Annotated in this window: 10 protein-coding genes; all 10 read right to left on the bottom strand. The window is 43.2% G+C overall.

Translation table 11 applies throughout. The features are described 5' to 3' along the window. Positions 1-14 precede the first annotated feature (14 nt). Positions 15-2,645 carry a DNA polymerase I gene (polA, locus tag FOF60_RS18530; RefSeq protein ID WP_192471428.1) on the bottom strand — a complete coding sequence of 877 codons (2,631 nt, stop codon included), beginning with the start codon at positions 2,643-2,645 and terminating at the stop codon, positions 15-17. Positions 2,646-2,793: 148 nt separating this feature from the next. Then, a complete protein-coding gene (gene hflC / locus FOF60_RS18535; protein ID WP_192471537.1) occupies positions 2,794-3,723 on the bottom strand; it encodes a protease modulator HflC in 930 nt (309 codons plus the stop codon). Beyond that, on the bottom strand, positions 3,716-4,684 hold the full coding sequence (gene hflK / locus FOF60_RS18540; RefSeq protein ID WP_192471427.1) for an FtsH protease activity modulator HflK: 969 nt from the start codon (positions 4,682-4,684) through the stop codon (positions 3,716-3,718). Before hflK ends, hflC begins: the two co-directional genes overlap by 8 nt. A 373-nt stretch (positions 4,685-5,057) precedes the next feature. Continuing rightward, positions 5,058-6,824, bottom strand: coding sequence for a two-component system histidine kinase PnpS (gene pnpS, locus FOF60_RS18545; protein ID WP_192471426.1), 1,767 nt, complete (start codon positions 6,822-6,824; stop codon positions 5,058-5,060). Further along, positions 6,821-7,537 (bottom strand): response regulator transcription factor, encoded by a 717-nt coding sequence (locus tag FOF60_RS18550; RefSeq protein ID WP_192471425.1) that lies wholly within the window; start codon positions 7,535-7,537, stop codon positions 6,821-6,823. The genes pnpS and FOF60_RS18550 overlap by 4 nt, the downstream gene beginning before the upstream one ends. A gap of 128 nt (positions 7,538-7,665) precedes the next feature. Next, the gene (locus tag FOF60_RS18555; protein WP_192471424.1) at positions 7,666-8,142 is read right to left on the bottom strand and encodes a MaoC/PaaZ C-terminal domain-containing protein; all 477 of its coding nucleotides are present in this window, start codon (positions 8,140-8,142) and stop codon (positions 7,666-7,668) included. Positions 8,143-8,258: 116 nt separating this feature from the next. Beyond that, entirely contained in the window at positions 8,259-9,197 is a 939-nt protein-coding gene (gene mdh / locus FOF60_RS18560) for a malate dehydrogenase (RefSeq protein WP_192471423.1), read from the bottom strand. 89 nt (positions 9,198-9,286) lie between these two features. Beyond that, the gene (gene icd / locus FOF60_RS18565) at positions 9,287-10,555 is read right to left on the bottom strand and encodes an NADP-dependent isocitrate dehydrogenase (protein ID WP_192471422.1); all 1,269 of its coding nucleotides are present in this window, start codon (positions 10,553-10,555) and stop codon (positions 9,287-9,289) included. Positions 10,556-10,754: 199 nt separating this feature from the next. After that, complete coding sequence (citZ, locus tag FOF60_RS18570) at positions 10,755-11,870, bottom strand: citrate synthase (protein WP_192471421.1); 1,116 nt, start codon at positions 11,868-11,870, stop codon at positions 10,755-10,757. Between the two features lie 371 nt (positions 11,871-12,241). Continuing rightward, complete coding sequence (locus FOF60_RS18575; RefSeq protein WP_192471420.1) at positions 12,242-12,700, bottom strand: DUF441 domain-containing protein; 459 nt, start codon at positions 12,698-12,700, stop codon at positions 12,242-12,244. Positions 12,701-12,748 lie beyond the last annotated feature (48 nt).

The raw sequence follows: 12,748 nt of genomic DNA on the forward strand, positions 1-12,748 counted from the left end.
TCCTGTTACAGCTCCTATTTTGCGTCATACCAGGTCGGGCCGTATGAAAAGTCCACTTTTAACGGTACTTTCAATTCAATTGCATTTTCCATGACATCTGGCACTATTTTTTTCAGCAGTTCGATCTCATCCTCAGGTGCTTCAAAAATCAATTCATCATGTACCTGAAGAAGCAATCTTGTCTTTACGCCTTCTTCGCGGAGTCTCTCTGCCATATCAATCATTGCCTTTTTAATAATATCTGCGGCACTGCCCTGGATCGGGGTGTTCATTGCTGTCCGTTCCGCAAAACTTCTCAAGTTGAAGTTGCGGGCCGTAATTTCCGGAATATATCTGCGGCGATGCAATAATGTCTGGACATAGCCCTTAGCTTTTGCATCTTTGATGATTTCGTCCATATACCCCTTCACTCCTGGATAGCTTTCCAGATAGCGGTCAATGAATTCGCCCGCTTCCTTCCTTGTGATATTCAGGCTCTGGGATAATCCGTAATCGCTGATTCCGTACACAATTCCAAAGTTGACCGCCTTCGCATGCCGGCGCATATTGGAAGTGACTTCATCTTTCCCTACATTGAACACTTCCATCGCAGTCTTCGTATGGATATCCATATCGTTCCGGAAGGCATCGATCAGTTTCTCATCTCCCGCAATATGGGCGAGGACTCGAAGTTCAATTTGCGAATAGTCAGCCGCGAAGATGACCCAGCCTTTTTCTGAAGGAACGAATGCCTGCCTGATTTTCCGGCCTTCTTCAAGCCTGATTGGGATGTTCTGCAGGTTAGGGTCTGTTGAGCTTAATCTTCCAGTTGCTGTTAAAGCCTGGTTGAATCTTGTATGGACTTTTTCCGTCTCTTTATTGACCACCTTTTGCAACCCTTCAATATAGGTGGATTGCAGCTTTCCCAACTGGCGGTAGTTAAGAATTTCTTCAATGATTCTATGCTTAGGCGCCAATTTTTCAAGGACATCCGCAGAAGTAGAATAACCTGTCTTCGTCTTTTTCGCAGCAGGCAGTCCCAGCTTTTCAAACAGGATGACACCCAATTGTTTAGGTGAGTTGATATTGAACTGTTCTCCTGCCATTTCGAAAATCTTTGTTTCAATTTCGGCTAAACGGCCTTTAATTTCTTCACCCATTTTATCCAGGCGGTCCATATCAAGCTTGACGCCCTGGTATTCCATATCCGCAAGCACAAGCGACAATGGCATTTCAAGGCTGCTGAACAGATCATGCTGATCATTGTCCCACAGCTCCTGCTCAAGCTTTTCTTTTAATGACACTAGTACAGCCGCCTTGCGCACAAGATGCTCTCCTAGGACGCTCTCCTCCGGAATTTTTCGTTTAGCACCTTTGCCATAGACAGTATCGTCTGACTGTACGCTCGCGAATCCATGCTGTTTCGCGATGGCAGCCAGATCGTCCGGTGACTCGGAAGGGTTGATGATATAGGATGCCAGTGACACATCGAAGTCAGCACCCTTCAGGTGGATGCCATGATGGCGCAGTGATACCTCAGATCGTTTCGCATCATAGACTGTTTTTTTGCTAGACTCATCCTCAGCCCATTTCTTGAACTCTTCAGACTCCAGGGCAACTTTTACAGGCAGGTAGAAGCTGCCGTTTTCATTTACAACAGCAAAGCCGATGATATCGGCGTAATGGTAGTTATCTTCAAGTACTTCAACATAAAAGCCATTATCTTTTGCAAAAATATTTTGTTCAATTTTATCCAGCTGCTTGAACTCAATGTCTTCAAGCTCTGCATCATCTGCTTCCGCAACTGCGCCCAGCTTGTCCAGAAGGGAATTGAACCCGAGCTCCTTGAACATTTTCACGAGCTTCTCGTTCTCTGCGCCTTCATACTCAAGCTCGCTCAACTCCAGGCTTACAGGGGCTTCACGAGTGATGGTCGCGAGTTCCTTGCTCATGACTGCCTGGTCTCTGAACTCTTCCAGTTTTTCCTTAAGCTTTTTCCCGCAGACTTGATCAATCGAATTCAAAAGATTTTCAAGTGTGCCGTATTCCTTCAACAGCTTGATTGCCGTCTTTTCACCTACACCAGGAACCCCAGGTATATTATCCGATGCATCACCCATGAGACCTTTCATATCAATGATCTGGTCGGCTGTCAGACCATATTTTTCCTTGATATGCTCAGGAGTATATTCTTCAATATCAGTGATCCCTTTTCTTGTGATACTGACTGTGGTCTTGTCAGAGCTCAGCTGTGTCAAGTCCTTGTCACCTGAAATGACCTTTGTTTCAAAGCCTTCTTTTTCAGCATGTAAACTCAAGGTACCGATAATATCATCAGCTTCATAATTCTCCAGCTCATATTGCGAAATGCCATAGGCCGTCAGCAATTCACGGATAAACGGAAACTGCTCCGAAAGCTCCGGCGGAGTTTTTTGCCTTCCTCCCTTATATTTGCTGAAGGTCTTATGCCTGAAGGTCGTTTTCCCGGCATCAAACGCAACAAGAATATGCGTGGGCTTTTCATCCTCGAGAATTTTCATCAGCATCATCGTAAAACCATAAACTGCATTCGTATGTATTCCTTTTTCATTGTTCAACAGCGGCAAAGCGAAAAACGCACGATATGCAATACTGTTTCCATCTATCAACACAAGCTTTTTAGACATGATATTCCTCCTCTTTGTAGACACAGGTATGTGGACCCGTTCCAAGTACAATTTTATGACTCTATATAGAAAAAAGACCGTTAGATTCCTTCCTATTTTATCATGAGAGATGATAGAAAGAAAAATAACGGCCTTTTGGTTGGCTCTATTAGTTTGTATAACCCATCAGCATTCTTGCGTACGGTGAATCAGATGGAAGGACAATGACGGTTTCGCCGTTGATTGTCTTTTTATAGGATTCCAGTGTACGGAACATCGAATAGAATTCTGGATCCTTGGAGAACGTTTGGTTGTATACTTTTGCAGCTTCCCCTTCACCTTCACCTCGGATGGTTTCAGCGTCTGCCGATGCCTTTGCCAGAAGCTCTTTCACTTCCCTGTCCGTCTGGGCGATGACTCTGTTTTTCTGGGCATCCCCCATGGATAGATATTCTTGCGCCTTAGACTCACGCTCAGAGATCATTCTCGTAAATACAGACATTTCATTTTCTTCCGGCAGGTCGGTCCTCTTCATTCGGACATCTGTCACTACGACTCCATAGTTACCGCCAGCGAGCAGCTCATTGACTTTTTCAGTCACCCTGTCATTCAATGATCCGCGGGATGACTTTTCATCATTGATGATTTCGTCATAGTCCAGCTTACCAAGCTCAGAACGGACTACCGAATAGATAAATTCCTCCATTCTCGACTCTGCACCCTCTAGCGTTCTCGCATTGCTAATCATCTTTTTAGGATCTTCGATTCGCCAAATGGCATAATTGTCGATCAACATTCTCTTTTTATCCATTGTGTTGATTTCCGCCTGGGAAACATCATATGTCATCTGATATTTAGGCAGAGTTGTGACACTCTGAATAAACGGGACTTTGTAATTCAAACCAGGTTCATCGATAATCCTGACAACCTCTCCAAATTGCCTTACCACTTTATACTCGCCTTGTTTCACGATGAAAACATTAGTGAAAATGAAGACAAGCAGCGCAATAAGGATGACCAGGAAAATTCCGAATTTAGTATATTTTCGCCAGGAACCACCACTGCGTTCATTTATGTCAATCACGTTTTGATCAGCCATTATCCTTTTCACTGCCTTCCTTCTCTGACTTAGGTTTATCTGCTTCAAGCGGGCGAATCGGGAAATACTTCATTGTGTTGCCATCATCATTCATGATGTAAATCTCCGAACCAGGCAAGACCTGCTCAAGTGTTTCCAAAATTAAACGCTGTCTTGTGATGTCCGGATTGGTTTTGTATTCAACTAGCAGTTTGTTGAATACCGCCACGTCACCTCTGGCCCGTTCGATCCTCGCGGCTTTTTCCCCTTGTGCCCTTGAGATAAGCGCATCCTTTTCCCCTTGCGCTTCATTCAGCTTCTGGTTTTGGTATTTCTTCGCTTCATTTATTTTCGTGTTCATTGTTTCACGCGCATCTGTAACATTGGTAAAAGCCTTGCGCACTTCTTCATTTGGCAATTCAACATCCTGGAGCTTTACACCAAGGACGGATACACCCATATCGTACTTTTCAATCAGTGATGATAACAAATCACGGACTTCCGCTTCGATTTCTGCTTTTCCTGAAGTCAATGCTTCATCAATTTCGGAACTTCCGATAATGCTCCTTACAGACGCTGATGTAGCATCATATAAGATTTCTCTAGGATTATCTGCGTTAAATAAATATTTTTCAGGGTCAGTTATTTTCCATTGAACAACCAGGTCGGCAAGGACGATGTTTTCGTCACCAGTAATCATTTTAGTTTCATCAGGAAATTCCTTAATTTCTCCATTCTTTTCCTCATAACCAAACTGAAGGCTGAACGTTTCTTTTGATAGCTTTTCAACACTCTGGATTGGCCAAGGCAGCTTGAAGTGCAAGCCCGGTTCACTTATACCTTCCTCCACTTTTCCAAACGTCAATATGACAGCCTGTTCAGACTCATCGACCGTATACCATGTCGTGAACGCTGAAATACCTAAAATAATGGCCAGGACGACAATTCCGCTCGTCACGTAAATTTGCTTTAAGCTCACCATCTCATTCCCCTCTTCCTATGTTTCTGTCTATATTTGTTTTTACGTTTAAAAAACGTAAAAGTTTCAAAAGAATGATAACTGAGTAACAGTTTTGAAACAATGGTGCTTTTTGGATTTTTAAAGGGTTCGAAAACTGGGGTATAAATCGAATGAAAAAAGCACAAGCGGGGTCGGCTTGTGCTTCTTTCTTGCTCCTTGGATGAAGGGGTTATTCACTAATGATTGTAACAAGGAACTGTTAAGGAAAAATAAACCTGTTGTTAAGGGAATGTAAATTCATTTTAAAAAAGGAAATAGCCCAATTCAGTTTCGAATTGGGCTGAGATGGTATGCTCATTGAATTTCCACTCGGATAGGAGAAAACTACTGATCTTTATTGAGGCAGCTTTTTAAAAAGCTTGATCGTAAAAGTTGTTCCTTTGCCTATCTGGCTGTCGACTTCGATATGTCCTTTATGAGCTTCAACTATGTGTTTCACAATCGCCAGGCCAAGGCCCGTTCCTCCGGAGTTCCGGCTTCTTGCCCTGTCCACCCGGTAAAATCGTTCGAATATCCTCGTTATTTCACTTTTTTCAATTCCTATACCGGAATCCTTGACCACAACGGAGACAGAATCTTCCTGGCCGGATAAAGTAATCTCAACCCTGCCGCCATTTGGGGTGTAGGTGATGGCATTGCTGACAAGGTTGATCAGCACTTGCTTCAGCCTGTCTGCATCTCCTTCAATAACCGCGCTATCGCCTGATTGACCAAGTTTCAGGAGGATATCCTTTTGAGCAGCTTTTCCTTTTAAAATTTCGATGACTTCATTAGCTTCTTTTATAAGATCAACCTCTCCTATTGTCAGCCGGAAGCCTTGCTGCTCGATCTTAGACAGATCTAGCAATTCCTGGATCAGTAACTGGAGACGATCACTTTCTTTTAAAATGATTTCAAGGAAAGCTTCCAGCGCAGCTTTGTCATTCATCGCTCCATCCAGAAGCGTTTCCGAGAATCCTTTGATCGAGGTGATTGGCGTCTTTAGCTCATGCGAGACATTCGCCACGAAATCCTTCCTAATCTGTTCCAATTTTTTCAGTTCGGTAATGTCATGGAAAACAAGAAGGATTCCCTTCCAGACATTGTTTGTACCGATAATCGGAACCCCGTATACTTCGAAGTGCCGCCTTTCGATTTCCATAGGCAAAACAACTTGTTTCCTTACTTTTTGCTCGGTCATAAAAATCTCTTCAACCATATGGGAGATTTCTTCATGCTCAATGACTTCATAATAAAGCTTGTATAGGTATTCAGCAGACTCCACATTAAAGATTTCCTTGTATGGCTTATTGATCAAGTTGATATAGCCCCTGCTGTCTATCAGAATCAAACCGCTGCCCATATTCTCAATGAGTGTCGTCAGTCTATCCTGCTGGGATTCCTTTAGCTTCATTAGTTCCTGAAGATTTCTTGCCAGGATATTAATTGAAGAACTCAGCATGCCCGTTTCGTCAATGTGATCTTCATAAGTTCTGGCCCGATAATTCCCTTTTGCCAGCTCAATCGCCACATTTGTCGCAGACTCGATTGGTTTCGTATAGCGGTTAGTGATTCTTGTACCAAGAAGGATGATCACAACCAAAGCCATGCCAAGACTAATGGTCAGAATCCACCAGATTTGCCGGTAAGCCTTCTGCAGTTCATCAATCTTTGTTGTTAAAAATACATACCCCTCTTTATTACCATCATGGAGAAGCGGGTTCCAATAATAGTGCAGATCAAAGCCCCCACCCACCTCAAGGTCACTCTGTTCCGACGGTTTGTCTTCCACGATGTCGCCAATTATATCCCTGTGCCGGTTGATTTTAGTGCTTGATAGTTCTCCCGTATCATGTTGAATATCACCCTCAAGATCAACAATCGTAATCCTTGCGTTAAGCAGGTCGCTCATCCTTGAAATTTCTTCGTTATCCAGTGAAGCGAGCCCTCCATTTTGTTCGATATTGGAGGTTAAAAGATTAATTTCAATCTTCAGCCGCTCATTAAATGAATTTATATAATAATTTTTGAATAATTGTCCTAAAAGCAGCCCCAGGCCTATCAACACGATGATGATCAAGGTAATGAGGGCAAATAGGAGACGAGTCCGGTACTTTGTCATTCTCCCTTTGGTTCCTCCAGCTTATAACCAAGGCCTCGAATAGTTTTGATATAGGATGGCTTCTTTGTGTTTTGTTCAATTTTTTCACGCAAATGGCTTATATGTACGTCGACAATTCTTGTATCCCCTGCAAAGTCATAATTCCAGACAGCACTGAGCAACTGGTCACGTGTAAGAACCCGTCCTTTATTCTTCGACAGATAGAGAAGCAATTCGAATTCTTTCGGAGTAAGTTCAAGTAATTTTTCCATAAAGTAAGCTTCATAGAATTCCGGCATGATTTTAAGCTCGCCAATTCTGATCTGCCCCTCGTCCTCCTGCTTTTCTTCCACTGGTTCATGCTGTGTCTGTGTCCTACGGAGAATCGCTTTTACCCTCGCTACAACCTCACGCGGACTGAATGGTTTGGTCATGTAATCATCAGCGCCTAACTCCAGACCAAGCACCTTATCAAACTCATCATCCTTTGCCGTAAGCATCAAGATCGGCACATTGATTCTCATCTGTCTGAGTTGTTTACATACTTCCATGCCATCCAGCTTCGGGAGCATCAGATCCAAAATCATCAAATCCGGCTTATCATCTGCTGCCAGGCGGATCCCTTCTTCACCGTCCATTCCAGTTACCACTGAATAGCCAGCCTGTTCGAGATTATACTTCAGCAGTGTCACAATCGATTGTTCATCATCCACAACCAAGACCTTCTTGTTCATATGAGCCTCCAAAAAAGTTATTACCCCTGTTTCATCCAATAGCTCTATTTACATTATAATATCAACCCAACAGGTAAAATCAAATTTAAAACTAAAAGGGATGCACAAATATTGTGCATCCCAAAAGTTTAAAAGTTTTCTAGTGCTTTACCATCCATACGCTGGACTGGGTATGGAGGACAGACGAGAAGTTTCCCCGTTACAACTGTCTCATCCTCTTCATTTTTTCCCATAATTGTAATTTCAACATTATGCTTGCTTTTGATCACTTCTGTTACTTCAAAAAAGAATTGGACTGTTCCATAATGGTAAACTGGTTTAACATACTCAATATCCTGCTTCAAAATATGACTTCCAGGTCCTGGTAGGTATTTTGAAACAGCTGAAGTGATGATTCCATTCAGCATGATTGCTGGGACAATAGGCTTTTCATAAGGTGTCTGTGACGCGTAATCATGCTGGATATATAAAGGATTCGCATCATTCGTCAATCCCAAATACAACAGGAGATCTTTGTCCTCGATTTTTTCTGTTAAGGTCAATTTTTCCCCGACAGTGATTTCTTCTATTTTCCTGCCAAGCTTACGTTTTCTTCCAAGCAGCATAGCATTTACCCCTTTGCAATAGAAGTTCTGGTCCCAAGTTCATATACTTTATAAATTGTGTAAAAAAATCGGGGAATATTCCCCGATTTTTTAATTTACTAGTAATCTGTTAACGACTAAGCAAGAACTGCCATGACGTTGCGGACAGCTTCTGCAGACTTATCAAGTGCTGCTTTTTCTTCAGCAGTCAGTTCAAGCTCGATTACTTTCTCGATACCGCCTGCACCGAGGATTGTTGGAACTCCAAGGTAAATTCCTTCGTATCCATACTCTCCTTCTAGATAGGCAATAGAAGGCAATACACGTCGCTGGTCCTTCAAGATCGCTTCGCACATTTCAACCAAAGAAGCTGCTGGCGCATAGTAAGCGCTGCCATTCCCAAGAAGGTTGACGATTTCGCCGCCGCCTTTGCGGGTGCGTTCAACGATAGCATCCAGGCGATCTTTTGGAATAAGTGTTTCAAGAGGAATGCCTCCTGCATATGAATAACGCACAAGTGGAACCATGTCATCACCGTGGCCTCCAAGAACAAAACCAGTGACGTCTTTAACTGAAAGGTTTAATTCCTGGGCAACGAAAGTACGGAAACGGGCGGTATCCAATACTCCTGATTGGCCGATTACGCGATTTTTAGGAAAGCCCGACTCTTTGAAAATAGTGTATGTCATCGCATCGACCGGATTAGTCAATACAACAATGAAACTGTCAGGAGAGTGCTTGGCGATTTCCTGGGCTACACTTTTCATGATTTTTTGGTTCGTCTGGACAAGGTCATCACGGCTCATGCCAGGTTTACGTGCAATACCAGCTGTTACAACAACGATGTCTGAGCCTTTCGTATCTTCATAGCTGGAAGTACCGGTAATGTTAGCGTCAAAACCCTGGACCGGGCTCGCTTCAAGCATATCTAGTGCTTTACCCTTTGTAGGATTTTCCATTTGCGGGATATCGACTAATACTACATCCCCTAGTTCCTTCTGTGCTAGCAAGAATGCTGTTGTTGCTCCTGTGAATCCTCCACCAATGACTGAAATCTTTTTGCGTTTCAATGACATAAGGCTTCCTCCTCAGAACGAATATATTTTTAAAATATATGTTATTTATGTAAAGGCTATCCTTATAAAGGATAGCCTTTCGCACATTTTTAGCCCATGTTCTTGATCAGTTCATCACCGAACTCAGAAGTCTTGACTTCTGTAGCGCCATCCATCAAACGAGCAAAGTCATATGTTACAACCTTTGAAGCGATTGACTTTTCCATAGACTTGACGATCATGTTCGCTGCTTCAGTCCAGCCAAGGTGCTCAAGCAGAAGTACGCCTGAAAGGATAACTGATGATGGGTTAACTTTATCTAAACCAGCATATTTAGGAGCAGTACCATGAGTAGCTTCGAAAATAGCGTGGCCAGTTTCATAGTTGATGTTTGCTCCAGGAGCGATACCGATACCGCCTACCTGTGCTGCAAGTGCATCAGAAATGTAGTCTCCGTTAAGGTTCATTGTTGCAACAACATCGAACTCTTTCGGACGTGTAAGAATCTGCTGAAGGAAGATATCTGCAATCGCATCTTTAACGATGATTTTGCCGGCAGCCTCTGCGTCAGACTGAGCTTTATTCGCTGCATCAGTACCTTGCTCTTCCTTAATCTTGTCATACTGAGCCCATGTGAATACCTTATCGCCGAATTCCTTTTCAGCAAGTTCATAACCCCAGTTTTTGAACGCACCTTCAGTGAATTTCATGATATTGCCTTTATGTACAAGCGTTACTGACTTACGGCCTTCAGTGATGGCGTAATTAATCGCTGAACGTACAAGGCGCTCTGTTCCTTCTTTGGAAACAGGCTTGATTCCAAGACCTGAAGTTTCAGGGAAACGGATTTTGTTTACACCCATTTCATTTTGCAGGAACTCAAGAAGCTTCTTAGCTTCATCAGATCCGCTTGCATACTCGATACCAGCATAGATATCTTCAGTGTTTTCACGGAAAATAACCATGTCAGTGTCTTGCGGGCGTTTAACCGGAGAAGGAACACCTTCGAACCAACGAACAGGACGCAGGCATACGAATAGATCCAATTCCTGGCGCAATGCAACGTTAAGGGAACGGATTCCGCCGCCGATAGGTGTTGTTAAAGGACCCTTAATAGCGATTAAGTACTCATTGATTAAATCTAAAGTTTCGCTTGGCAGCCACTCACCAGTCTGGTTGAATGCCTTTTCTCCAGCAAGAACTTCTTTCCAGACAATCTTGCGCTCACCCTTGTATGCTTTCTCAACAGCTGCATCAAGAACGCGGACAGAAGCTGCCCAGATGTCAGGACCTGTACCGTCACCTTCGATAAAAGGAACGATTGGATTGTTTGGTACGTTTAAAACTCCATCTTTAACTGTGATTTTTTCACCTTGCATGTTATTCTCTCCCTCCAGAATCCTAATTCATTAACAGAATCAAAGGTTAGCAGGCTTGGTTGCCACTAACCTTGCATGCGGAAATATCAGTCACCCTTTTCACCTATTAAGGAGCTGAAAAGGGTGCTTAACTTCCTTACTCTCCTATTACAGCAATTTTTCACTGAAAAGTAAAATATTGCTCCTCTATCTCTTTAAATTATCTCATTTCAATGGAAACATATTCCTGTTTACCAGGACCCGTGTAATCAGCACGAGGGCGGATCAGACGGTTGTTGTCATACTGTTCAAGAATATGTGCAAGCCAACCAGACACACGGCTTACAGCAAAGATTGGCGTGAACAGGTCATGATCGATGCCAAGGCTGTGGTATACAGATGCAGAGTAGAAGTCAACGTTTGGCGGCAGGTTCTTTTCGCCTGTCACGATTTCTTCGATTTTTGTGGACATTTCGTACCAGTGAGGTTCACCAGTCAGTCCAGTCAGCCTCTTGGACATTTCTCTCAAATGCTTCGCACGCGGATCTCCCTGGCGATATACGCGGTGTCCAAAGCCCATGATTTTTTCTTTGTTCGCAAGCTTTCCACGGATTGCCGGCTCTACATTATCAAGAGTGCCGATTTCAGTCAGCATCTTCATAACTGCTTCATTTGCTCCTCCGTGAAGTGGCCCTTTCAATGCACCGATCGCAGCTGTGACTCCAGAATACACATCAGAAAGAGTCGCAACACATACACGCGCAGTGAATGTTGAAGCATTAAGTTCATGGTCAGCATGAAGGACTAATGCCTTGTTCATTGCTTCTACAGCTACTTCATCAGGCTCTTCTCCAGTCAGCATGTATAGGAAGTTAGCCGCGAAGTTAAGGTCTTCTCTTGGCGCGATAGGCTCAAGACCCTTTCTTACTCTTGCGAAAGCCGTTACGATAGCCGGCATCTTAGCCTGCAGGCGGATTGCTTTGCGATAATTAGATTCTTTTTCCATTACATCCGCTTCATCATCATACAATCCTAAAAGAGATACAGCTGAGCGAACTGCAGCCATCGGATGGACCTTGTCAATCGGGTACATCTTGAAATGTTCCAATACTTCTTTTGGCAAAGCTGCATTCTCTGCAAGATGCTTCTTCAATTCGTCCAATTCTGCGGCTGTAGGAAGCTTGCGGTGCCATAATAAGTAAATCACTTCTTCGAAACTAGCATTTTCTGCTAGATCGTCAATGTCATAGCCAACATAAGTCAGCGTGTCATCGATAATAGAGCTGATAGAAGATGTTGTTGCCACTACCCCTTCAAGACCACGTGTTACTGTCATACTCAATCTCTCCTTTGTAGTTAATTTCCCCATATCCCATTTTGTCTGTATGTTGGACTGCTGTTAAAAACAGCGATGTCAGAAAATAGAAATTTCTGACACTTTATACGAAAAGCCGGACCATTCGCCGGCGACAGACCGAATTCAGCCGAAATGCCACTATATGATGCTATGGGTATCGAGCGCTTGCTCAGGCAACCGGCAAAAAGAAAATGCTTACATTTTGTTAAATATAAAAACCGTGGATTCTCACTCCACCCCCGGGCCTATGTAGAGGATGGAAGCAGTTACAAGTCCTATTATAAACAATTATCTGACATTTGTGAATGAAAACAACTTAAATCAAAATAAAATATTATTTTACAAAAAGGCTATTTAAAGAATTCAAAGATTTTCATAGCCGCAAATGCGATACCAGCCCCAATCAGAGGGCCTACTGCTACTCCTTTGAATAATGAAACAGCCAAAATTGTTCCCAGTACAAGTGCAGTTGTTATATGGGGATCTTCAGCAAGCAAGGTAACCCCGCCTTTTGCAAGCAGAGCAACTGCCATTCCTGAAATCAGGGCGATCCATGCATAAGGTGACTTGAAAGCACCGCCTAAATCTTTGAAGCCGATATCACCGCTTGCGATTGGTGCCAGGACAGCAATAGTGATGACCGTTACACCCCAGTTAATACCCTTCCCCTGCAGCAGCGAAAATGTCTTGGCCTCAAATCCGGCAATCTTCATCACAATCAGGACCAGCACCGCAAAAATTAGTGATTGGTTTTTCGCCAGAAAAGCAATCGCCAATAAAGTTAGTAAAAAAAGCATAGGCTCTAGCATAAATTTGTCATCCTTCCACGGTTAAAACTATTGTAACATAATTAAAAA

Origin of the sequence: Mesobacillus jeotgali, assembly GCF_014856545.2 — a bacterium.
Taxonomy (GTDB): Bacteria; Bacillota; Bacilli; order Bacillales; family Cytobacillaceae; genus Mesobacillus.